Here is a 23,177-nt window from a genome sequence, read left to right as displayed (position 1 = left end):
ATACTTGCAATAAATGTAAATAACCTTTGTTAGAAATTGGGCATAACTCTCTATATTTACTGCTCCGTACATTAAAATCCATATAAAAAAAATGGCTAGATTAAATCTACTGGAGGAGACACGTTTCGAGAAATTACCCGTAAGCGTGTTCGAAAATCCAAAAATTGCTTCAATTAATGTGGCACATCGCATTGCCGAGCTCATTAAATCAAAACAAGCAAACAACGCACCTGCAGTACTGGGCTTAGCAACAGGTGTTACCCCGATTGCAGTTTATGCCGAACTGGTTAGGCTGCACAAAGAAGAGGGCTTAAGTTTTAAAAACGTAATTACTTTTAACCTGGATGAGTATTATCCTATGGCGCCAACTGCGGCACAGAGTTATGTTACGTTTATGAACGAAAACCTTTTCAATCATATCGATATTGACAAAAAAAATGTCCACATCCCTGATGGTACGCTTGCACTGGAAGATATTCCGGCTTTCTGCGTGGAGTATGAAAAGAAAATAGGTGATCTAGGTGGTCTTGACATCCAGATTTTAGGAATTGGCCGTACCGGTCACATCGGGTTTAACGAACCTGGCTCTGCACCAAATTCAGGTACCCGTTTAGTTACTTTAGATGATTTGACACGCCGTGATGCGGCACGCGATTTCGGTGGAAAAACTTTTGTGCCAACAAAAGCCATTACCATGGGTATCGGTACAATTTTCAAAGCAAGAGAAATTATATTAATGGCCTGGAGCCGTAAAAAAGCTTCCATTATTAAAAAAGCTGTTGAAGGCGAAATTTCAGGCGAGGTTCCGGCAACATACCTTCAGCTTTCAGATCATGTAGAATTTATTCTTGATGCACCTGCGGCTTCAGAACTTACCCGTTTTGACACACCATGGCTGGTTAAAGATTGTATTTGGACAGATGCCCTGATCCGCAAGGCAGTGATCTGGTTGGCCAATACATTAAAAAAACCGATCTTAAAATTAACAGAAGACGATTACAACAATAACGGTATGGCGCAACTGGCTACTGAAAAAGGACCGGTTTACAACATCAACATCCATATCTTTAATAAGTTGCAACACACCATAACCGGCTGGCCGGGTGGCAAACCCAATGCTGATGATTCACAGCGTCCGGAAAGGGCAGAACCAGCTCAGAAAAATGTTATTATCTTCTCTCCTCACCCAGATGATGATGTAATTTCGATGGGCGGTACTTTTTTACGGTTGGTTGATCAGGGACATAATGTACATGTAGCTTATCAAACCTCGGGCAATACGGCGGTATGGGATGATGATGCCCTTCGTTTTGTGGAATTTAACGTAGATTTTACAGAGAAAATGGGTATGGATAATACGCACCTAAAGGAACTTTATGATAAAATGAGAGCCTTTATGGAGCAGAAAAAACCAAACCAGATCGACACTCCTGAGATCCAAACCGTTAAAGGGCTGATCAGAAAAGGCGAAGCGATTGCCGGCGCAAGATATTGCGGTTTAGAGGATGATCACATCCATTTCCAGGCACTTCCTTTCTATGAAAGTGGTAAGGTTCAGAAAAACCCGGTAACTGATGCCGATATAGAACTTACAGTTGCCCTATTGCAGCAAGTAAAACCTCAACAGGTTTATGCCGCCGGCGATTTTGAAGATCCTCACGGAACACATATTGTTTGTTTCAAAATTATCCTGGAAGCGTTAAAACGCTTACGTAAAACTGAAGCCTGGGCACAAGATTGTTGGTTATGGATGTACCGCGGTGCATGGCACGAATTTGAAACGTATGAAATTGAAATGGCGGTGCCAATTTCTCCGCAAGAACTGGAACGCAAGAGAAATGCCATCTTTAAACACCAAAGTCAGAAAGACAGGGCAGTTTTCCCTGGCGATGACTCAAGAGAGTTTTGGCAACGCGCTGAAGACCGTAACCGTGATACAGCGAAAGCTTATGACGAGCTTGGACTGGCAGAATACGAAGCGATGGAAGCTTTTGTTCGCTGGAAATTTGAAGACTAGCTTAAAATATACCAAATCCTGCTTTGTTAGTACAAAGCAGGATTTTTTTTGCCAATCTGCGAAGTTCAAATGGTCATGATCACAGAAAAGCAGCTTGGATAACGATAAAAAACACACCTTCAAAAGTGCCTTCGCTGCGTTACCATTGACAAACTCCTCAAAAAATTCGTCATCTCGACTTTAGCGCAGCGAAATGGAGAGATCTTTGAATCTAGTTTAAAGATTTCTCCACGCCTGTACGGGCAGGCACTACGGTCGAAATGACGATACTCTGAGACCGTTCAAACTTCTTTGCATATCTGTATTTTATATAATTCATTATTCTTCAGCATCACGCCTTCTGTAGATTGAGATAATCGGATATACTACCACCTGTCATGCTGAACGCAGCGAAGGATTTTTTAAAAAATTGCAACGTCTGTCCGAACTTTCAGGAATTTTATACGAATGCATAAAATGTCAATCTTGAGCCTTTCTAAGGACTTACCATCTTGTATTCTATTGGAGCATCGTTAGATAACAATTATAAAACTACATCTGCTAAAGATGTCCATGTTGTTCAAGATGACACGTTACCCTTAAACTTCGTAAGTAATTTCTCATTCTAAAAACAATAGTCTAAATTAGTTTGCTAAACCCAAACCAGCTAATCATGACCGAACCTAAACAACGTCTGCTATCTCTGGATTTTTTTAGAGGATTAACCGTAGCCGCGATGATCTTGGTGAATAATCCGGGCAGTTGGGGACATATTTATGCCCCTTTGGAACATGCAGAATGGAATGGCTGCACACCTACTGACTTGATTTTCCCGTTTTTTTTATGGATTGTTGGCGTTTCTATAGCTTTTGCCATGAGCAGCAATAAAGCAGACCCCTCTACACATCAAAAAACAATCATTAAAGCCGCTAAACGCGGTATTATACTTTATTTACTGGGTTTCTTCCTGGCTATTTTTGGGAAAATTATCAGTGCATTAACAACTGAAAGCACCATCCTGGAAGCTTTTCAAACAGTAAGGTTATTAGGCGTTTTACAAAGAATAGGGATCGTTTTCATCATTAGCAGCGTTATTTTCATCAAGTTTTCTAACAAAACCATATTTAAAACATTAATTGTAATACTCGCCGTTTACTGGGCACTCATGACCTTTGTTCCGGTTCCTGGAGTTGGGTATCCCAATATGGAAAAGGAGACCAATTTAGCGGCCTGGATAGATCGTGGAATTTTAACAGAAGCGCATACCTGGGCTTCATCAAAAACCTGGGACCCCGAAGGCGTTTTAAGCACACTACCTGCAATAGGGACCTGTTTATTTGGCATTCTGGTGGGCGTTTGGATGCGCAGAAAAGATGTAGACAACCCAACCAAAGTAGCCTGGTTATTTACCACAGGCATTACGGCCGTTATATTAGGCCTACTCTGGGACCTGCAGTTCCCGATTAACAAATCTTTATGGACCAGTTCTTATGTGTTATATGCAGGCGGCCTGGCGGCTGTCGCATTGGCGCTCTGCTACTGGATCATTGATGTGCAAGGCTACAAGAAATTTACCACTCCATTTGTTGTATATGGCGTAAATGCCATTACAGTTTTCTTTCTGGCAGGATTAATGCCAAGAGTGTTAAACCTCATTCAGGTTACCAAAGCAGACGGCACCAAAACAGGACTTCTGGTTCTTTTCTATGAAACCTGCTATACGCCCTTTTTTAGTCCAATAAATGCGTCACTGGTTTGGGCCATAACCTATGTACTTGGTTTTTATGTATTATTATATTTTATGTACAAAAAAAATATTATCATTAAGGTTTAGTAAAAAAACGCTATAATTGATTGTCTCTCTCCAATCCAATTGAAAAAGAAAACGACCATATACGACATTGCCAAGGCGCTCAACATTACAGTATCAACTGTTTCCAGGGCACTTAGTGGCTTTCCGGCAATAAGCGATACGACCAGAAAGGCTGTTGTTGAAATGGCTAAAAAATTAAATTATAGCCCAAATAAACTTGCGTCAGCATTAAAGTCTGGAAAAACCCATATCATTGGCGTAATTGTGCCAAGCGTACAGGCCCATTTTTTTGCATCTATTATCCATTGTATAGAGGATGGTCTGAAAGATAGCGGTTACCGCGTGATTATTTATCAATCCAATGAATCAGTTGAGAATGAAATTAATGGTGTAAGAACCTTATTAGAGGCACAGGTAGATGGCATTATGGCTTCAATGTCTTTAGAAACAAAAAACATTTCGCATTTTTCAGAAATTATTAAGCAAAACAAGCCCCTGATATTATTTGACCGTGTAAATACCGATTTAAAAGTCCCGACTATTACGCTCGATGATTTTAAGGCCGGGTATATTGCTACAAAACACTTAATTGACCAGGGCTACCAAAAAATTGCATTTGTAACCACGGTTCACCAGATTAAAATATTTAACGATCGTTTAGAAGGATACAAGGCAGCTTTGACAGATCACGGCTTTCCGGTTGTGGAAGACCATATTATTTTTGGCGGTTTATCCATTAAAGATGGCCGATTTGGTGCAGGGAAATTAATGCGCAGCAGCAATAAACCTGATGCAATAATTGCCGGTGATGATTTTACGGCACTAGGCGTAATTAAAAAGCTAAAAGAAATAGACGAAACACCGCCTAAAATAGGTGTAATTGGTTTTGCGAATGAGGCCTTCTCCGCTTACATTACGCCCAACCTATCTACAATTGATCAGCATGCCTCACAAATGGGGCAAGAGTGCGCTAAAATGTTTTTGAAAATGATTAATCAGGAAAGCCCATACGCCAACATGGAACACATTGTGCTTGATCCAGGGGTTGTAGAAAGAGATTCGACTAATAAGAAAGTCGCCATCAAGACTGAAGCATAGCGAAACGGAGCGATCTGCTTAGATAGATTTAGCTTCGCTGAGCCTCCGGGTTCTCGACTTCGTTGCATGCTGCCCGAAATGACGGCAAGTTCAGAACAATTATTCCTTTGCTAAAGGAACTTCTACACCAACAGGACCGCTAGGCTCACTTTCATTTTTTAACCGATCTAATGCCGTTACAAGATAGCTGTACCGTTTTCCACTTTCTACACTGGTATCAATGAATGAAAGATAATCATCAAAGCTTATTTTAACAATGTTTTTTGGGTCAACTATCGAAATTTTATCTCCTTCATTAAATCGGTAAACTACAAATCCTGAAGCTGTTTCTCCATCCTTAGCCTTCAATGGAAGCTGCCATTTTAGATGCACGCCATCTTTTAATGCATCAGCTGTTAATGCCTGGGGTTCATTCGGCGGTACTTCATCCAGCCATGGCATCTGTGGTGGCAAAGCAGGGTATTTGTAAAGATCGTTCTTTAGCGAATCGCCAACTGCTTTAGCTACCGTACTTAATGATTTGGAACTAAAAAACACACTGCCCTGAATCCTGTTGTTATCTCTGAGGTATCTAATCTGTTTGGGTATCTCACTCAGGTTTTTCCAGGCGGCTTCAGCCCTTGAATTTACGAGGTAAGCACCCTGTCCAATGTAAACATGTCTGCCAAAGTTATTATTGCTCCACCAATCAACCAAAACACCATAGGGCGCTACTCTTCTGGTAAACGTAAAATATATCTGAGGATTAATGTAATCTACCCAGCCTTCTCTAACCCATTTACGGCTATCAGCAAAAAGTTCTGCATAATTAGACAGCCCGCTGGTTGCAGAACCTTCAGGATCTTCATTTTTATTTTTCCAGATACCAAAAGGACTGATGCCAAATTTTACCCATTTTTTATAGTGGTGAATGCTATCGTCAAGCTGTTTGATGAGCAAATCGACATTATTGCGCCTCCAATCTCTGATGTCTGAAAAATTATTAGGGTATTTACTAAAAGTATTACTATCATTAATGGTTTGCCCTTCTAATTTATAAGGGTAAAAATAATCGTCGAAGTGGATTCCATCAACATCATAGCCTTTTACTACATCTAAAATGACCTGAACAATATATTCCCTCACCTCCGGAATACCTGGATCAAACTGCTTTTTACCACCATAAGTAAAAAACCAATCAGGATGTTTACGGTAAGCATGGTTTTCGCTTAATACGGTCGAACTGCTCATACTGGCTCTGTATGGGTTAAACCAGGCATGTAATTCCATTCCCCTGAAATGGGCTTCTTTAATAGCAAAGGCCAGAGGATCGTAACCAGGTGCTGGCGCCAAACCCTGTCTGCCCATTAACCACTGACTCCATGGTTCTCTGGATTTCGCGTAAAATGCATCGGCTGCGGGCCTAACCTGCAAAATAATGGCATTCATACCCTGGCTTTTATGCCTTTCTAAAATGCCAATCAACTCTTGCTTTTGCTGATCGATGCTTAAACCCGGCCTCGAAGGCCAGTCTATATTGGTAACAGTAGCTACCCAAACACCTCTAAACTCCCTTTTTGGTGCAATTTTTGATAAAGGTTGTGCATTTAATATATAAGGTACTACAGTTAGCAATAAAAGTGCGTATAGGAAGTTTTTAAGCATTATTTCTTGTCTTATTTTTTATTCAGGTTGTGTGTTTGTGTAGATTTGGATACAAATTGAACATCAGCAAGTAAACGATTTTTTTTAAAAACTCTTATAAGTTTATTAAAAAATTTAATTTACGCCCTGCTAAAATTAATTGTGTACCCCATTTACCTATGGAGAACAAAAGTATATTAATTTATAGAAGATACATTGTTATTAAATGGAACCACAAAAGATTAATAAGGGTGATAGAAACAAAATTTACTTCCTGGTTATCGTTATTGCCGCTTTAATTGGCACAAATGCCTATTTGTTTTTTAAAGATCGAAAGCAAAGCGATAGATTTGTTACCGTTAGTGCGGAGAAAGATAAACTACGGCTTGAAGTAGAAAAGATTGAGGTTGAACTGGATAAGGTAAATGCACTAAACCTGGATTTAAACGAGAAACTTGTTGAAGAACAAAAGGTTGCCCGCACGAAAATCGAAGAGCTAAAGCAGGCTTTAGAAAAAAACCAGATTACCCAACTCGAAATTGATAAAGCCAATGCAAAGATCAATGAACTGAAAACATTTGTAAAAAAATACAATGATCAGATTATTCAGCTACAGAAAGACAATATTTTTCTAAAGAATAGCCGCGATAGTTTACAGAATACACTCAGAAATATAAGTAATAAGGCCTCGGATTTGGAGAGCGAAAACTCCAGTTTAAATGCGAAAGTAAAAACGGCTGCAGCATTAAAGTTACAATCAGCAGAAATTATTGCTTTCAGAACAAAATCAAGCGGCAAAAAAGTCGAAGTAACCAAATCATCTACTGCCGAAAAGTTAAGCGTACGGTTTAACATTGTGCCAAATCAGTTAGCAGAAAAAGGACATCACAACATTTACCTTCGGGTATTCGATCCGGCGGGAAACCTGCTTGCTGACGAGGAAAACCATTTCGAGGCTGACGGACAGGATATGCAGTTCAGCCATTCTATATTTATTGATTACAATAATGATGACAGCACCTATGTTATCGATTGGGTAAACCCTAAGCCATTTATAAAGGGCATATATACCGTAATTTTATATGCTAATGGCAATACCATGGGTAAGGCACAAGTGGAATTGAGGTAATAACCGTTATCTGATTAAACCATCCAATCCTTATTTTTAATTTTAAGCAAGCGGAAAGTTCAGGTAGAACGTTGTTCCCAAACCGCTTATTGAGGTAAATTTAACTGAACCCCCGGCATTCTCTACAGCTTGCTTAACAAAAGCTAACCCTAAACCTGTACCTGATGTTTTTGTAGTGAAATTAGGTACGAATATTTTGTCTTGCAGGGCCGGCGGTATACCTTTTCCATTATCTTTTATTTCTATATACGCACTCTTCACATCTGCATACAAAATAATGGTAATGCAACATAACGATTCCTCGTCTATAGCCTCTATTGCATTTTTAAGCAGGTTATTAAATGTTCTCAACAGCTGATCGTGGTCTGCAAGGATGGTGATGTCCTTTTCGCTTTTGTTCAGTACATCAATGGTCACATTTTCACTGCTTTTAAACACTTCTCTAGCCTGCTCAATGATTGGAAGCAAAGAAAGTCGTTCCAGGTTGGTATCAGGCATTTTAGCGAAATTCGAAAATTCGGAAGCAATTTTGGAAAGGCTATCAATCTGTTCTATAAATGATTTGCTGAACTTGTTAAACTTCAGTTCAAAATTAGGATCTTTCTCTTTCCAGGATTTTTCTAACAACTGAACACCTAACTTTAAAGGCGTTAACGGATTCTTGATTTCATGCGCCACTTGTTTGGCCATTTCGCGCCAGGCGCTTTCACGTTCAGATCTGGCCAGCTTTATTGCACTCTCTTCCAAGGCAGCAATCATATGGTTGTATTCCTTAATCAGAGAGCCGATTTCATCATGTCTACGCCATACAATAGGCTCATTCTTTTGCCCAATTTTGGTTTTACTAATACTTTCCTGAATAAAAGTTAAGGGGTTTGTAATCTGATTGGCCAAAAACACAGCCAATACCCCAACAGCTACAAATACCAGTGCGTAAAGATTGATCAGGTTACTTACAAAAAGTGCAAGTTTATCGCTATACTCCTCTTCATTAGAATAGTTAGGCAAACCAATATAAGCAATTGTTTTGTTCTGCGCATTTCTGATAGGGGCATAAGCAGCAGCATAAATTAAACTCCCAATGTTCTCTTTAAGGTTAATATATTCTGACCGGTGTAAACCATTTAATGAAAAGAAAGCCTTAGGCCCCATTTTTTTACCTATAATTTTGTAATTGTAGAGCTTAGGGTAGGTCGTCATAATCAGGTTGCCACTCAGATCATACAAATTTAAATCGGCGTTATTGATATCGGCAAAATTATTAAAATCTGCTACCGCATTCTCATCATTTTCAATAATGCCATTCCTGAAAACCTGCTTTTCAAAATTCTGCTGTACTTTTCTTATTTTATCTTTTAATATCGCATCTTGCTGTCCGCGGTATTCATAGTTCATATAATAATAAGTTCCCCAACCTACAATAACCAGCGTGGCCACCACCACTAATACAATAGATACCTGGATCCTTGTTTTATATAAAATCTTATTGGCATTGATCATTAAAGACCTATTGATACTGAACCAGCCCACCTTATCATCATCAAGGTTTTTGATCAACCATATCAAACCATAAAGCAACAGGGAGAAAATGATAAATATTAAAAAGAAAAAGGATAGCGCAGCCAGGCGCTCTACATAACCTACTTTTTCCTTACTAATCACAACCATTTTGCTATTAGATGGCTTGTAAATTAAATGGCTGTAATGAAGTTCATCATCATTACTGGTTATAAAATCATCTTTTTTACCTTTAAACATGCTTCCATCTAAAGGATAGGTATAATTTCCAGACTGATTAAGCAGTTCGTTATTATTATAAAACGCGATAGAATACCCCTTAAAATCTTCATCTTTAATCAATTTCTGATCACCCAGAAGATCGGGTAGCCGATTGTTATAATTGTATGGTTTAGAACGGAGTTCGAGCACCAATGTGCCGAGTATACTGCCCTTGCCTACCACCGAAATGATCCCAAAGTAATCCTGATAACCGAATGTATTGTTTACCTGATAAAAAAAGTTAGAGCCATCTATTTTAACCGAGCCTGCTTCTACCAGGTTTTTATATTTACTAATCGGTGGTGTATCGGCATTCTCGATCGCTAAGCCCATTTTATCATAAGGATAAATCTGATAATCGTATCGGCTTAAATAGCCATCCAGATAATCTTTGATATGGTTTTTGAGCACTGCATAACTACCTTTCCGGTTTTGGTTGAAATAACTTGTCAGGAATCTATCTTTTGCAATTTCGTCGCCTAAAGCACCCAAAGCAACAATTGCATTCGGATCTTCTGATGATTGCACTTTTCTGGCTAAAGGCTCGCGCAAACCTCTTTCTTTTATATCTTTATACTTGGTGTACTTAATAGAAGTATTAAAAGCCAGACAGAAAAATACGATGGCAAACATGCCGATTGAAAAATTCTTCTCTTTTAAATAAACAGCCTTCCCTACTATAAATAATACCAATGCAAAAACAATAAAAAATGCATTAAAATCGACCATTAACTTGTAGGCTAAAACACCTGCAAAGCCGATTAAGAAAATAATTACCCGTTCTTTATTGCTTACATTTAATTGACTGCTTACTGTTGCAGAGATGACAGTGATCAGGTAAATCTGGAACCAGGCTAAACATAAAATTACAATCCCCACCCAACTGGTTCCGCTAAGCTTAAGAATATTAATGATATCGAAATTAATTTTCGAGTTAAAGATCAACCCGAAGAAGATATCATCTGTATCCCAAACAATCCGCCCTATTAACACCAATAACCCAGCCTGAATAACAATACCTATTATTTTACTCCGTTTAATAAATTCCGGAAATTTGTATTGTTCCTTATGGTTATACATGAAGAGGAGCAACCAGGTAAGTGCGATTACGTTCAACAGAAAATCTCCTAAAGATGGCATCAGGAAATTATCTGCATATATCTTCGGATCAAACAGGTCTAAATTAAACCTATGGTTATACCAACCATAATACAAATCTGTTAACCTAAACGCTAAAAAGAAAAACAACAGCAAAAAAGTACCCCAGGCAATGTGTCCGCGTCTGGCAATAAACGAACTTAAAGAGTTAAAAAACATGCAGATGCACAACATCCCGGCCACAAACAACCACAACTGCGTACCCGAATAATGGGTTTCTGCATAACCTGGTTTTACTTTTAGCCCAAATAAAAACTTATTTTCGAGGTTTTTTATAACATAAACGTCTTTATCTGTAAAAGAGGCAAAGGTTAGTATTTTTGTTTTGGATAAAATAGGGTCAATATCATTCTTAAAGTACTTCGTTTCTTTAAAAGGATATTGGGACTGAATGGAGATCAGGAAAACAAGACTGAAATTGCCCTGGGTACTTTTAATAACTTCATACCAGCCATTAGAAAAAAACAGCACTGAACTACCTTCCTTTATGGTACCCGGATCTATTTCAGAAACCTTATAAGTACTCCAAAACTTTAGCTGATTATTTTGAAACGTTAATAGGTTTATCCCATTACTCTCCCGATAGGTGGTAATAAAATCAATGGCATCTTTAGGATTGAGATGAAACTGTTTGGCTTTGGCCACTTCCTGCTTATTGTTCAAAAATGTTTGAACGGCTTTTTCTTTGAGCAAAACATTCTGTTGGATTTCTGCTGCATCGTGTTCTAACAGTTCACTTTTAGTGGTAAACCTGCTTAACGAAATAGAAGTTGCAATAAGGCAGCAGCCCAAAACAAGCAATAGAAATCTAATTTTTATACCAAAGCTCATTTTCATCTACGGATAAAGATATTAAATATTGATAAAAAACAACGCCATAAACTTCCGGTCTATGGCGTTGGCACTAATATTCTATTTGAGTAATTACACTATAGCAGCACTGCTTGTCTGTACCTCGCGACTTACTTTTTTAACCAATCCCTGTAACACATTGCCCGGACCAACCTCTACAAATTCAGTTGCGCCATCGGCAAGCATATTACCTACCGTCTGTGTCCAACGCACAGCACCGGTTAATTGTTTAATTAAATTGGCTTTTATTTCAGCGGGATCGGTATACGGCTTAGCATCAACATTTTGGTAAACAGGACAAATTGGCGATGCAATATTAGTGGCTTCAATAGCGGCCTGCAATTCGATTTTTGCCGGTTCCATTAAAGGGGAGTGAAATGCACCACCTACGTTTAATTTTAATGCTCTTTTTGCGCCAGCCTCTGTTAATTTGGCACAAGCCAGATCAATCCCTTCTATACTTCCGGAAATAACCAGTTGCCCCGGGCAGTTGTAATTTGCAGGTACCACTACGGCATCAATTTCTGCACAGATTTTTTCAACCACCTCATCAGCTAGTCCTAAAATGGCCGCCATGGTTGATGGTTGTGCTTCACATGCCTTTTGCATGGCATTTGCACGCGCAATAACCAGCCTTAAACCATCTTCAAAACTTAGTGCGTTTGCCGCTACTAAAGCCGAAAACTCACCTAAAGAATGGCCTGCAACCATATCGGGTTTAAAATCATCACCCAAAACTTTTGCTAATATAACGGAATGCAAAAAGATGGCTGGTTGGGTTACATTGGTTTGTTTCAGTTCTTCATCTGTTCCGCTAAACATAATATCGCTAATGCGGAAACCGATAATTTCATTAGCTTGTTCAAATAATGCTGCGGCTTTTGGGTTTTCGTAAAGATCCTTACCCATACCTACAAACTGTGCTCCCTGTCCGGGAAAAATATATGCTTTCATACCCTTAATCCCCTAAAGGGGAAATTAAATATTTAGTTAAATGTTATTGTTAAATCCACACCCTCCCAAGGGGGCGGGGGGCTAATCTAAACTTGCGGTAATTAACCTTAAAAACTCAGATCTTGTTTTATCGTTACTTAAAAAAGTTCCTGTAAAGGCTGATGTTGTAGTTACCGAGTTTTGTTTTTGTACACCACGCATAGACATACATAAGTGCCTGCACTCCATCACTACTGCAACGCCCATTGGGCTAAGGGTATTTTGGATACAATCCCTAATTTCGTTTGTTAAACGTTCCTGTACCTGTAAACGGCGCGCAAAAGCATCAACCACACGGGGAATTTTACTTAAACCTACAATATGCCCGTTAGGAATATAAGCAATATGTGCTTTGCCAAAAAATGGCAACATGTGGTGCTCACACATTGAATATACTTCAATATCTTTAACTACCACCATTTGGCTGTAATCCTCTTCAAACATGGCCGACTTAAGGATTTCATCAGGTTTTAAATCGTAGCCATGTGTTAAATATTGCAATGCTTTAGCCACACGCTCAGGCGTTTTTAGTAAACCTTCGCGCGCTGGATTTTCACCCAACTGACCAAGAATATCTTTATAATGTGCCGCTACAGCTTCAATTTTATCTTCGTTGTAACGGTCTATTTTTACATAGCCATCTCTCGATTCGCCTTTTAATACGTCTTTATTGCTCATTAATTTAGATTTTTAACCAAAGTATTCAACAAAATTATTTTCGGTTTCGTAGATTTTTACACAGTGTAAAATTGCACCGCTCTCTGCAATCGGAGCCCAAAGTTGTTTCCAGATTTCAATGGCCAGGTTTTCGGTAGAAGCCAGTTTGCCTTTCATAAAATCTACATCAAGATTTAAATTTTTATGATCAACCTTATCCACCACATAGTCATTCATTACGTCTTTAAGCCATTTCAAATCAACCAGAAAACCTGTTTCCGGATTTACTTCGCCTTTAACGGTAACGTATAACCAATAGTTATGGCCATGCCAGTTGGGGTTGGCACATTTACCATAAACTTCATTGTTTTTATCATCATCCCAATCAGTACGCGCCAATTTGTGCGCCGCATTAAATGATGCTTTTCTCGTTATGTAAATCATTACTATAAAATAAAATGCAAATATACGGATAAAGGTTCAAGCTTAAAGACTAAAGACCAAAGCTTACATAAAACTTAAATGAAAACAATCCACTAACTTTACGTTATGAAAACTTTAGTTGTTGCGGCTACAAAAGCCGAGCTTACCTTTTTTTACCAGCACTTTAATTTACCAGACAGTGATTTTGTAGAAAGTAAAAATTTCGACCTGCTGATTACCGGAGTTGGAATGGTAGCAACAGCCTTTGCTCTGGGCAAACACCTTTCATCTAAATATAACCTAGTGTTAAATTTAGGTATTGCCGGCAGCTTCAGTCGGGATATGGCCTTAGGCACCATATTAAATATTACTGAGGATACTTTTGCCGAAATGGGCGCCGAAAATGGAACCGAATTTTTAAGCATAAATGATTTAGGTTTTGGGGAGAACCACTATACCTCAACAACACCAAAAAACGTTGACCTACCCATAGCAAAAGGCATTACCGTAAACTGCGTAACTGGAAGCGAGAAAAGCATCAAAAATTTAATCAGCAGGTTAAATCCAACCACCGAAAGCATGGAAGGCGCTGCTGTTTTTTATGCCTGTAAACAATTAAATATAGCGAGTTTGCAGATTAGAAGTATATCTAATTATGTAGAACCGAGAAATAAAGACAATTGGAAAATTGGCCTGGCCATTAAAAACTTAAACGATTGGGCCATTAACTTTATTGGAGAAATGAACTGATTATGACCGATTAGTTTACCGCAGTACTTAATTTTGATTGATGAACCCGACACAATTAAAATAATTATTTTAACTGTCAAAGGCTCCATCTAACAACTGAAAACAAAAAAACAAATAGATGAAACTTACCCTTGGATTTTCTCCCTGCCCTAACGATACATTTATTTTCGATGCACTCATTCACCATAAAATTGATACGGAAGGATTAACGTTTGAAGTTTCTTATGATGATGTTGAAACCTTAAACCAGAAGGCACTTAGGGGCGAATTAGATATTACCAAGTTAAGTTTTCATGCATTTGCCTATGTAGCCAACCAGTATGCTTTATTGGATGCCGGGAGTGCCCTGGGCTTTGGCGTTGGCCCGTTATTGATCAGCAAAAATCATTTTGAAGGTGCAGCTGACCCTCAACTTCAAGCGCCAAACAATACGCTCAAAATTGGAATACCCGGAAAATACACTACTGCAAATTTCTTATTGGGAATCGCTTATCCCCACTTACAAAACAAACAAGAACTTGTGTTCTCGGCAATTGAATCGGCTTTACTTAATGAAGAGATTGATTTAGGCCTGATTATTCACGAAAACCGGTTTACCTATCAGGATAAAGGTTTAACCAAAATTGTTGATTTAGGCGATTATTGGGAAAAACTTACCGGATGTGCGATTCCATTAGGCGGTATTGTAATTAACCGCAATTTAGACCGCGAAATACAGTTAAAAGTAAACCGCCTGATCCGGAAATCTGTCGAATTTGCTTTTGCCCATCCAAAATCGGGTATCGATTTTATCCGCCAGCATGCGCAAGCTATGGAAGAAAGCGTGATGTACAAACACATTGAGTTATATGTAAATAAATACAGTATCAACCTTGGCGAAGAAGGCCGTAAAGCCGTTGATACTTTATTTAAACTGGCCCAGGAACGCGGTATTATTCCTGCTATTCAGGAGAATTTATATATTTAACGATACTTAAACACCGTACGTCAATCCTGAACTTGTTTCGGGATCCAATGTAATGCATTCAATAAAGCTCCTGAAACAAGTTCAGGAGGGCGATTGGGTCTATTTAATTTAGCCTACCAACAACTTATAACCTTTTCCGTGCACATTAATAATTTCAACTGCAGGATCGGCCTTTAGATACTTACGTAGTTTGCTTAAAAACACATCCATACTTCTTCCGTTAAAGTAATTATCATCATGCCAGATACTTAACAATGCTTCCTCACGGGTTAAAACGGTATTTTTTTTCAAACATAATAACCTTAAAAGCTCAGCTTCTTTGGTAGATAGTTTTTGCTGATGATCATTATCGGTAATAATCTGCGTAGTATAATCGAAATGATACCGACCAATAGAAAACTGCGTTTCGGCAACCTCTTCGTTCTTATCTGTTTTATTTGCTATCCGCTTAAACATGGCATTAATACGAAGTAAAAGCTCTTCTATACGAAATGGTTTGGTGATATAATCATCACCACCTAAGTCATAGGCAGCAGATTTATCTTCTAACATGGTTTTAGCCGTTGCAAAAATAATGGGCACCTGGGTGTTAACCTTCCTAATATCTTTACCCAGGGTAAAGCCATCTTTTTTGGGCATCATTACATCTAAAATACATAAATCGAAGTTTTGCTTATTAAATGCTTTCAAACCATCCTCCCCATCAGTACAAAGTACTACATCAAACTTGCCTTTCAGCTGCAGATAGTCTTGTAACAATAAACCTAAATTTGGGTCGTCTTCTACCAGGAGTATTTTTTTCATTTTCTTGTTTTTATTCAATACGCGGCTTAGCCACATTAGCTTTTGATGATGAATATGAGTAACTGTTTAATTTAAATAAATTAATAAGCTACATCAGGTCGCTTTAATTTTACTACATCGATACCGCAAGCTTTCGTACCCATGTTGAGCTTTATAAAGGTAAAGATATTTCGAAAGTCGTTCCTTTATCCTTTTCGCTACTTACCTTAATCCTTCCGTTGAGTTTTTTAATAATATCCTGAACGTAATTTAATCCCAGACCAAAGCCTTTAACATCGTGTAAATTACCAGTGGGCACCCTATAAAACTGGTCGAAAATCCTTTTAGACTGTTCTTTGGTCATTCCAATGCCCTTATCTGCTATTTCGATAATTAAATTCTTGCCGGCATTTCGGGTAGTAATGGTAATCTCAGGCGTATCACTACTGTATTTATTCGCATTATCAATCAGGTTATAAATTACATTAGAGAGGTGAAGCTCGTCGCCGTATACAACAGCATTTTCTGCATCGGTATGCACATTGATGATGGCATTCCTTTTTTGCAGCTGCAATTCCATACTGTCTAACACAATCACAATCAGATCGTTCACATCTACCTCTGTATTCTCCATTTTAAGTTCTCCCTTCTCTAAGCGGGCAATACTTAAAACACGCTCGATATGGCTACCCAGGCGAACATTTTCATCATAAATGATTCCGGCCAAACGTTTTAACCGGGCTTTATCTGCTGTTACCTCCGGATCTCTCAAAGCTTCACTGGCAATCATGATCGTTGCCACAGGCGTTTTAAACTCGTGCGTCATGTTATTGATAAAATCCGTTTTCATTTCCGACAGTTTTTTTTGCTTTAAAATAGCATAAAGGGTGTAAGAGAAGATGAAAACAAGCACCAGTAATAAACCTATTGAAGATACAAGTGTAGCACTTAAATTAGCTATGATAGCTGAATTTTTATTTGGAAAGCTGACGAAGAGCATACCAGGATCGCGAAAAATATCATTTCCGAATAAAGGTGTTTTATAGGTATTTTCCGGCAAAAAAGCTCCTTTAACATGAGATGCCATCATAAAAATGGTCGAATCTTTCCGGGCTAACGAAATCCGGTAAGCGGGCACTAATGAAATATTATTGGCCAGGAGCTCTTGTTCCAATAAGCGCCCCAAAGCGCTAAAATTAATGCGTTTATAAATGGGTATATTGGTTTCCTGCAACTCTTTAGATACGTCCTCAACCACACTTGACCGGGTATATGAAAAAGTATCTTTACCCAGTGCAGCAATTTTAAGGGCCAGTTTTTTCCGCTCAATTTCATCCTCCCGTTGAAATTTTTTCTGTAAATCGTTCGGAATCTTAGGCACATTTGCAAAACCCGGACTGCCATCCCGTGGATCAAAAACCAGATATCTCAATGTATCTGGCAAACTCTGCAGACTTTTAAATTCGAATGTTTTTGGTGGTGCGGTAAAAGGTTTTGTACGCATGCTGTAACCTTTTAAAATAAGGCTTTTAACATCGATAATTGCATCCATCTGCAAATCTAGTTTATCACCATTTTCCGAACTAAGCGAAGTATATTCCCGTTCTGTAATTACATTCGGTGCCCGGTAAGATACGCGGATAATACTATCCTGTTGGTTCAGGTAGCGCTCAATCTGATTTTCGCGTTCAGCCTGCCGCAGCTCTGCTTCCTGTGCATATTGTTGCCTTAAATCCTTAATATCCAACGCACGTTGCCTGGAGTCTTGTAACTGCTTTAACTTATTTTCAGCATCTTTCCGGTTTAAGTGATCGGCAACATTTCTACGTTGTAGCTTATTTACTACCGATGTTAGGGTTTGATTTACCTGTTCATCAAAAAGCTGAGATTTTAGTTTATACGATTCCCTTATGTAATACAATTGCATTACAAATACGCCCAGTAGCGCCACCGTCATTAAAACCGTAATTAACCAAAAACTTCTTTTCTTCATGAATTAGATTGGTTTTTAAAACTAAAAAAACCGGGCATAATCTTCTTAAAGCTAAACAGATATCAAAAATACTGATTCGCTAAGTGAAGTAGTTGTTTTTAACATATTTTAACAGCACATAAAAGACTTCCGAAATTTACCCAGCCTTAAGCCACAACAAACTTCGGAGATCTGGCATGGCAAAAAAAATGCCGAGGCTAAGCCTCGGCATGGTTCAAAATTGTTTGCTTAAAAAAGATTCTTTATTTAGAAAGGCAAATCATCATCTTCACCTGGTGCATTGCTTACATCAACCGGGGCTGCATAAGCTGGCGTAGCTGCTGGAGCACCTGCTGCAACGGCATTAATACGCCAAATAACCAAGCTGTTAAAATATGATGTTTTACCCGTTTTATCTGTCCATGGACGACCACGTAAATTAAAGAAAACCTCAACCTCATCGCCTGCTTTAAATGTATCTAATAATGCAGTTTTATCTTGTAAAGCCTCAAAACGGATATATTCTGGGTATGTTGGATTTTCTGCGTATTCTACTATTAAATCACGTTTTTTAAACGTTTCACTTACTTGTTGCGTGGCACCTACTTCGTGTACTTTTCCTTTAATTTCCATAACTAATACTACTTAATGTACTATAAACATCAAATCTCTATAATTTTATTGATAACTTCGCATATATTATGATGCAAGTTTTCCACAATAAAAGCAAGGTAATTATTACCTGCAATAAGCGCCTTTCGCCTTATTTACAAGAAGAAGTTACCGCTTTAGGCTATACTATCGAGCGGTCTTTTGCTACGGGCGTTGAACTTAATATTACCCTTACAGAATGTATTAAGTTAAATCTGAACCTGCGCTGTGCCAGTCAGATTCTATATGCCATCAAAAGTTTCAAAGCCGTTACACCAGATGATCTGTATAATGAAATTGCAGCCATTGAGTGGGAAGAACTGATTGATTTTTCGGGTTATTTCTCTGTAACTTCAAATGTTGATAACCCGAATATTACCACACCACTTTTTGCAAACTTAAAGGTGAAGGATGCGATTGTAGACCGCATGAAAGAAAAAAAAGGCATCCGCCCTAATTCTGGATCGGATGCAAATAAAACGGTAGTCCATTTATATTGGAAAGATGCTGACGCCGATGTTTTTATGGATACTTCTGGCGAAACCCTTGCCAAACATGGTTATCGTAAAATCCCAGGAAAAGCCCCTATGTTAGAGGCTTTGGCTACAGGGGTTATATTAGCAACCAAGTGGGATAAGAAATCTGCATTTATCAATCCCATGTGCGGATCGGGAACCTTAGCTATCGAAGCTGCCCTGATGGCCACCAACCGCGCGCCTGGTTTATATCGTATGAATTATGGTTTTATGCACATACTGGGTTATAACGAAGAAGTTTTTTTCGCTGAGCGCAGAATTTTAAAAGATCAGGTAATTAAAAATATTGATTTTAAAATTGTGGCTTCCGATCTGTCGGAAGATGCAATTGAAGTAACCCGTAGAAATGCTAAAACGGCAGGTGTTGATACTTTAATCGAATTTGAAGCATGCGATTTTGAATTAACAACAGTGCCTGAAGAGGGCAAGGGCGTAGTGGTTTTTAACCCCGAGTATGGAGAACGTTTAGGTGTGCACAGCAAGCTGGAATTGACGTATAAACGCATGGGTGATTTTATGAAAACGAAGTGTAAAGGTTATGCTGGTTATATTTTTACCGGAAATCCTGATCTTGCAAAGAAAATTGGTTTAAAAGCGGCCAAAAAAGTTGAATTTTATAATGGTAAATTAGATTGTCGCTTATTAGAATATGAATTATATGAGGGTTCTCGCCGTGCACCATTAGTTGACGCATAGTCTTTTTCACTGGAAATTAATATATTACGCTCTATTACGTACCATAACGTAGAAAATTGAAAAGTATGGAATTTGACGACATGGATCATATGCCCGAATGGGAACATTTTAGCCGATTTGGCCGGGATGATGAGGCTGAAGAAAACCTCTCAAACGTTGATGCCGAAAAGGTTAGGCTGAAAGTGACCAGAGCCAAAAGCCTTTACAACCAGGCAAGAGCCGTGTACAAATACGCTGCACTGTTCTGCGAAACGCTGGAAGGAGAAATGGCCGAAATGACTGCTAACTTAATTATGCAGAATGCGCTCATGTTATGCCCTAAAATAGTTGGTGCAGAAGGCGCAGATATGTATATTTTAAGAATGGAAAACGCTTCTATTATCAGAACTAATTGCCGCGAACTGGAAACCCAGGTAAGGGCAGCGGATATGTTCGAAATATGTGCCCCAGAATACAAAGATATTGTTTTAGGCGAAATCGAAAAATTTCGCCTGCTCTTTATTGAATGGGTTAAACACTTCGAAAAAGATGAATTTGAAGATGACTGGGGCCTATATTAATAAGTAATTAATAGTTTTACCCGCCTCTCCTTTCCTGCTTTTTACTGCATACCTGATATTTTCTAAATATATCACTTCCAACCATCCCTGCGCTATCTAAAGAAAAGCTTAATGATAGGTTAAAATAAAAGACCTAAACATTTTAGGTTATCGCCTGTTATAATTGACAGTTTCTTATCCCGTTCGTGTAATTCTAGATGTGTTAAAATTTACACCCTTAAAATCTGTAGGAGTAAAAGTTTCGTACATAATAAAAACTATATTAAAAAATTATCCGTTTTATGGAAGATGTATTAGCTTTAAAGACGAAGAATGTCGCCGGGAATATTAGAAAAATTAGAGAATACAGAGATTATACTCAGGATTATCTGGCCGCGAAATTGAAAATATCCCAAAATGCGTACAGCAAAATTGAGCTCGGTTATAGCAAATTAACTATCGACCGCTTGTTTCAGATTGCGGCAATTTTAGAGGTTGAAGTTCCTCATTTATTAACTTTAAATCACAGCGATTTGATCAAAATCATTGCTGATGACGAAAAAAGAACAGCGACGGCAAGCTAACCGTTGCTGTTGATATCATTTCTTGTGCCCTGCAGATAATTCCGATACCTTTGGGATAAATTTAAAATTATGCAGGCTTCCATTCAAAAAACCATCGATTTTGTTCAAAAAACACTAGCTAATGCCGAAGCCGGACACGATTGGTTTCATATAGAACGTGTTTTTAAAACCGCGCAAACCATTAACAAACAAGAAAATGGCGATGAACTTGTAGTGGCTTTCGCCGCATTGTTACATGATATTGCTGATCCTAAGTTTAATAATGGTGATGAAGAACTTGGACCAAATATGGCTGCCTCTTTCCTCTCATCAATTGCTGTTGATGCCGAGGTAATTGATCATGTTAAACTGATTATCCAGAACATGTCTTTCAAAAATAGCTTTGATGGTGCAGGTTTTACTTCAAAAGAAATGCAGATTGTACAGGATGCAGACCGTTTAGATGCCATAGGCGCTATTGGCATTGCCAGGGCGTTTACCTATGGAGGATTCAAAAACAGGGTACTTTACGATCCTGCAATTTTACCACAAGAACACCTCAACAAAGAAAGTTATAAAAATACTACTGCACCAACTATTAACCATTTTTACGAAAAACTGTTGTTGCTAAAAGATATGATGAATACAAAAGCAGGAAAAGCAATGGCAACAGAAAGGCACAATTTTATGCTGCTTTACCTGGAACACTTTTATAAAGAATGGGAAGGACAGTAAACTTCAACCTAATACGATTATTCCAAATTCGAATAGATTAAATCGACTTATTTGCTAATATTTTTAGTTATTAAGCTATCTTTGTTAGTAAAAAAATCCCTATGTTTGATCGTATCCGTGAAAAATTAAATATTCTTGCTGACGCTGCTAAATATGATGTTTCCTGTTCATCAAGCGGCGGCACAAGAAAGAATGATAATAAAGGACTTGGTAACAGCCATACCTCAGGCATTTGCCATACCTACACAGAAGATGGCCGATGTGTTTCTTTATTAAAGATCCTGCTAACCAATCATTGCATTTATGATTGTTTATTTTGCGTTTCGCGCAAAAGTAACGATATAAAGCGTGCAGCCTTTACAGTTGATGAGGTAGTAGAACTGACCATGAATTTTTATCGCCGAAACTATATAGAGGGTTTGTTTTTAAGTTCAGGGATTTTTAAAAATGCCGATTTTACCATGGAAAGGTTGTTACTGGTGGTAAAAAAATTGCGCTTAGAGCAAAATTACAATGGTTACATTCATTTAAAAACCATTCCTGGTGCCAGTGATGAATTGATAAAAGAAGCTGGTTTGTATGCCGATCGGATGAGCATCAATCTCGAAATGCCTACCGAGGCCGGACTAAAACTTTTAGCGCCCGAAAAAAGCCATGCTGACGTAATTAAGCCGCTTGATTTTGTGCAAAAACAGATTACCCAGTTCTCGGCAGATAAAAAATTAATCAAACACATCCCAAAATTTGTACCGGCAGGGCAAAGCACTCAAATGGTTATTGGCGCCACGCCCGAGAGCGATAAAGATATTATGTATACCGCCAATGCCTTTTATAACAACTTCTCCTTAAAAAGAGTTTACTATTCTGGTTATGTACCCATTAGCAACGATACCAGGATGCCTATACTGGGCACACAACCGCCTTTGTTAAGAGAAAACCGTTTATACCAAACCGATTGGTTGATGCGGTTTTATGGCTTTAAGGTTCAGGAAATTTTAAACGATGCCAACCCGAACCTGGATATTGATATCGATCCAAAATTAAGCTGGGCCATTAGAAATATGCAGCATTTCCCGGTTGATATTAATACTGCTGATTATAAAATGATCCTTAGGATCCCTGGGATAGGCGTCATGTCGGCAAAGAAAATTGTGCAGGCCCGTAAATTTGGAAAACTCAGGATTGATCAGTTAAAAAAAATAGGCGTGGCTTACAATCGGGCCAAACATTTTATTATTTGCCTGGACAGTCCATATCAACTGAAAGATTATCAGGGCACCCAGATTAAAGCTTTTATTCTTGCTGAAAGCAAGAGCAAATATTTAAAAACGGATAACAACCAGATGATTTTGTTTTAACGCCTTTTACTGTGGAATGCAAAATTGTGTCATAAGCTGTATATCACATTGATCTGTCACGTTGAGCCTGTCGAATCGCTTTTAAGAAATTGAAAGAGGTCCTTCG

The 23,177-nt window shown here is 38.4% G+C and carries 19 protein-coding genes; 11 read left to right on the top strand and 8 right to left on the bottom strand.

Annotation, left to right across the window (positions count from 1 at the left end; genetic code table 11):
- Positions 1 to 91: 91 nt before the first annotated feature.
- The 3 genes from nagB to BLR60_RS15995 all read left to right on the top strand — a co-directional run bounded on the left by nagB (position 92) and on the right by BLR60_RS15995 (position 4,907).
- Positions 92 to 2,017: a glucosamine-6-phosphate deaminase gene (gene nagB, locus BLR60_RS16005; RefSeq protein WP_090501587.1), complete on the top strand. Its 1,926-nt coding sequence runs from the start codon at positions 92 to 94 to the stop codon at positions 2,015 to 2,017.
- A 652-nt stretch (positions 2,018 to 2,669) separates the two neighbouring features.
- Positions 2,670 to 3,830 carry an acyltransferase family protein gene (locus BLR60_RS16000; RefSeq protein WP_090501585.1) on the top strand — a complete coding sequence of 387 codons (1,161 nt, stop codon included), beginning with the start codon at positions 2,670 to 2,672 and terminating at the stop codon, positions 3,828 to 3,830.
- A gap of 39 nt (positions 3,831 to 3,869) precedes the next feature.
- Positions 3,870 to 4,907, top strand: a complete 1,038-nt coding sequence (locus BLR60_RS15995) for a LacI family DNA-binding transcriptional regulator (RefSeq protein ID WP_090501582.1) — start codon at positions 3,870 to 3,872, stop codon at positions 4,905 to 4,907.
- Between the two features lie 99 nt (positions 4,908 to 5,006).
- Here the strand turns inward: BLR60_RS15995 and BLR60_RS15990 are convergent, their stop codons facing one another.
- The gene (locus tag BLR60_RS15990) at positions 5,007 to 6,551 is read right to left on the bottom strand and encodes a glycoside hydrolase family 10-like protein (RefSeq protein WP_090501580.1); all 1,545 of its coding nucleotides are present in this window, start codon (positions 6,549 to 6,551) and stop codon (positions 5,007 to 5,009) included.
- 205 nt (positions 6,552 to 6,756) lie between these two features.
- Between BLR60_RS15990 and BLR60_RS15985 the strand changes: the two genes are divergently transcribed.
- Complete coding sequence (locus tag BLR60_RS15985; protein ID WP_090501578.1) at positions 6,757 to 7,659, top strand: coiled-coil domain-containing protein; 903 nt, start codon at positions 6,757 to 6,759, stop codon at positions 7,657 to 7,659.
- Between the two features lie 42 nt (positions 7,660 to 7,701).
- Here the strand turns inward: BLR60_RS15985 and BLR60_RS15980 are convergent, their stop codons facing one another.
- From BLR60_RS15980 to BLR60_RS15965, 4 genes are all read right to left on the bottom strand, one after another.
- Positions 7,702 to 11,433 carry a sensor histidine kinase gene (locus tag BLR60_RS15980; RefSeq protein WP_090501576.1) on the bottom strand — a complete coding sequence of 1,244 codons (3,732 nt, stop codon included), beginning with the start codon at positions 11,431 to 11,433 and terminating at the stop codon, positions 7,702 to 7,704.
- Positions 11,434 to 11,520: 87 nt separating this feature from the next.
- Complete coding sequence (fabD, locus tag BLR60_RS15975; protein WP_090501574.1) at positions 11,521 to 12,402, bottom strand: ACP S-malonyltransferase; 882 nt, start codon at positions 12,400 to 12,402, stop codon at positions 11,521 to 11,523.
- A gap of 81 nt (positions 12,403 to 12,483) precedes the next feature.
- A complete protein-coding gene (folE, locus tag BLR60_RS15970) occupies positions 12,484 to 13,119 on the bottom strand; it encodes a GTP cyclohydrolase I FolE (RefSeq protein WP_090501572.1) in 636 nt (211 codons plus the stop codon).
- 12 nt (positions 13,120 to 13,131) lie between these two features.
- Positions 13,132 to 13,542, bottom strand: coding sequence for a 6-pyruvoyl trahydropterin synthase family protein (locus tag BLR60_RS15965; RefSeq protein ID WP_090501570.1), 411 nt, complete (start codon positions 13,540 to 13,542; stop codon positions 13,132 to 13,134).
- Positions 13,543 to 13,647: 105 nt separating this feature from the next.
- On the opposite strand from BLR60_RS15965, the gene mqnB reads away from it, so the two are divergent.
- Entirely contained in the window at positions 13,648 to 14,271 is a 624-nt protein-coding gene (mqnB, locus tag BLR60_RS15960; protein ID WP_090501568.1) for a futalosine hydrolase, read from the top strand.
- Between the two features lie 118 nt (positions 14,272 to 14,389).
- Positions 14,390 to 15,238, top strand: coding sequence for a menaquinone biosynthesis family protein (locus BLR60_RS15955; RefSeq protein WP_090501566.1), 849 nt, complete (start codon positions 14,390 to 14,392; stop codon positions 15,236 to 15,238).
- A gap of 108 nt (positions 15,239 to 15,346) precedes the next feature.
- Here the strand turns inward: BLR60_RS15955 and BLR60_RS15950 are convergent, their stop codons facing one another.
- The 3 genes from BLR60_RS15950 to BLR60_RS15940 form a co-directional block, all read right to left on the bottom strand.
- Positions 15,347 to 16,042 (bottom strand): response regulator transcription factor, encoded by a 696-nt coding sequence (locus BLR60_RS15950; protein ID WP_090501653.1) that lies wholly within the window; start codon positions 16,040 to 16,042, stop codon positions 15,347 to 15,349.
- A 151-nt stretch (positions 16,043 to 16,193) separates the two neighbouring features.
- On the bottom strand, positions 16,194 to 18,014 hold the full coding sequence (locus BLR60_RS15945; protein ID WP_090501564.1) for a sensor histidine kinase: 1,821 nt from the start codon (positions 18,012 to 18,014) through the stop codon (positions 16,194 to 16,196).
- Positions 18,015 to 18,260: 246 nt separating this feature from the next.
- The gene (locus BLR60_RS15940) at positions 18,261 to 18,626 is read right to left on the bottom strand and encodes a DUF3127 domain-containing protein (RefSeq protein WP_090501562.1); all 366 of its coding nucleotides are present in this window, start codon (positions 18,624 to 18,626) and stop codon (positions 18,261 to 18,263) included.
- Between the two features lie 71 nt (positions 18,627 to 18,697).
- Between BLR60_RS15940 and BLR60_RS15935 the strand changes: the two genes are divergently transcribed.
- The 5 genes from BLR60_RS15935 (at position 18,698) to BLR60_RS15915 (ending at position 23,071) form a co-directional block, all read left to right on the top strand.
- Positions 18,698 to 19,876, top strand: a complete 1,179-nt coding sequence (locus BLR60_RS15935; RefSeq protein ID WP_090501651.1) for a THUMP domain-containing class I SAM-dependent RNA methyltransferase — start codon at positions 18,698 to 18,700, stop codon at positions 19,874 to 19,876.
- 65 nt (positions 19,877 to 19,941) lie between these two features.
- Complete coding sequence (locus tag BLR60_RS15930; RefSeq protein WP_143009098.1) at positions 19,942 to 20,436, top strand: hypothetical protein; 495 nt, start codon at positions 19,942 to 19,944, stop codon at positions 20,434 to 20,436.
- Positions 20,437 to 20,717: 281 nt separating this feature from the next.
- Entirely contained in the window at positions 20,718 to 20,999 is a 282-nt protein-coding gene (locus BLR60_RS15925) for a helix-turn-helix domain-containing protein (RefSeq protein WP_090501558.1), read from the top strand.
- A 69-nt stretch (positions 21,000 to 21,068) separates the two neighbouring features.
- Entirely contained in the window at positions 21,069 to 21,713 is a 645-nt protein-coding gene (locus tag BLR60_RS15920) for an HD domain-containing protein (RefSeq protein WP_090501556.1), read from the top strand.
- A gap of 101 nt (positions 21,714 to 21,814) precedes the next feature.
- Positions 21,815 to 23,071, top strand: coding sequence for a putative DNA modification/repair radical SAM protein (locus BLR60_RS15915; RefSeq protein ID WP_090501554.1), 1,257 nt, complete (start codon positions 21,815 to 21,817; stop codon positions 23,069 to 23,071).
- Positions 23,072 to 23,177 lie beyond the last annotated feature (106 nt).

The organism is Pedobacter terrae, assembly GCF_900100705.1.
In the GTDB taxonomy this organism is placed as follows: domain Bacteria; phylum Bacteroidota; class Bacteroidia; order Sphingobacteriales; family Sphingobacteriaceae; genus Pedobacter; species Pedobacter terrae.
The sequence above is the reverse complement of the archived record's forward strand: the minus strand, read 5'-3'. Positions and strand labels throughout refer to the sequence as shown.

What these genes read in the sequence shown, in the direction of transcription:
- nagB (WP_090501587.1), top strand. Translation starts at nt 92, where the DNA reads ATGGCTAGATTAAATCTACTGGAGGAGACACGTTTCGAGAAATTACCC.
- BLR60_RS16000 (WP_090501585.1), top strand. Translation starts at nt 2,670, where the DNA reads ATGACCGAACCTAAACAACGTCTGCTATCTCTGGATTTTTTTAGAGGA.
- BLR60_RS15990 (WP_090501580.1), bottom strand. Translation starts at nt 6,551, where the DNA reads ATGCTTAAAAACTTCCTATACGCACTTTTATTGCTAACTGTAGTACCT.
- BLR60_RS15985 (WP_090501578.1), top strand. Translation starts at nt 6,757, where the DNA reads ATGGAACCACAAAAGATTAATAAGGGTGATAGAAACAAAATTTACTTC.
- BLR60_RS15980 (WP_090501576.1), bottom strand. Translation starts at nt 11,433, where the DNA reads ATGAAAATGAGCTTTGGTATAAAAATTAGATTTCTATTGCTTGTTTTG.
- fabD (WP_090501574.1), bottom strand. Translation starts at nt 12,402, where the DNA reads ATGAAAGCATATATTTTTCCCGGACAGGGAGCACAGTTTGTAGGTATG.
- folE (WP_090501572.1), bottom strand. Translation starts at nt 13,119, where the DNA reads ATGAGCAATAAAGACGTATTAAAAGGCGAATCGAGAGATGGCTATGTA.
- BLR60_RS15965 (WP_090501570.1), bottom strand. Translation starts at nt 13,542, where the DNA reads ATGATTTACATAACGAGAAAAGCATCATTTAATGCGGCGCACAAATTG.
- mqnB (WP_090501568.1), top strand. Translation starts at nt 13,648, where the DNA reads ATGAAAACTTTAGTTGTTGCGGCTACAAAAGCCGAGCTTACCTTTTTT.
- BLR60_RS15955 (WP_090501566.1), top strand. Translation starts at nt 14,390, where the DNA reads ATGAAACTTACCCTTGGATTTTCTCCCTGCCCTAACGATACATTTATT.
- BLR60_RS15950 (WP_090501653.1), bottom strand. Translation starts at nt 16,042, where the DNA reads ATGAAAAAAATACTCCTGGTAGAAGACGACCCAAATTTAGGTTTATTG.
- BLR60_RS15945 (WP_090501564.1), bottom strand. Translation starts at nt 18,014, where the DNA reads ATGAAGAAAAGAAGTTTTTGGTTAATTACGGTTTTAATGACGGTGGCG.
- BLR60_RS15940 (WP_090501562.1), bottom strand. Translation starts at nt 18,626, where the DNA reads ATGGAAATTAAAGGAAAAGTACACGAAGTAGGTGCCACGCAACAAGTA.
- BLR60_RS15935 (WP_090501651.1), top strand. Translation starts at nt 18,698, where the DNA reads ATGCAAGTTTTCCACAATAAAAGCAAGGTAATTATTACCTGCAATAAG.
- BLR60_RS15930 (WP_143009098.1), top strand. Translation starts at nt 19,942, where the DNA reads ATGGAATTTGACGACATGGATCATATGCCCGAATGGGAACATTTTAGC.
- BLR60_RS15925 (WP_090501558.1), top strand. Translation starts at nt 20,718, where the DNA reads ATGGAAGATGTATTAGCTTTAAAGACGAAGAATGTCGCCGGGAATATT.
- BLR60_RS15920 (WP_090501556.1), top strand. Translation starts at nt 21,069, where the DNA reads ATGCAGGCTTCCATTCAAAAAACCATCGATTTTGTTCAAAAAACACTA.
- BLR60_RS15915 (WP_090501554.1), top strand. Translation starts at nt 21,815, where the DNA reads ATGTTTGATCGTATCCGTGAAAAATTAAATATTCTTGCTGACGCTGCT.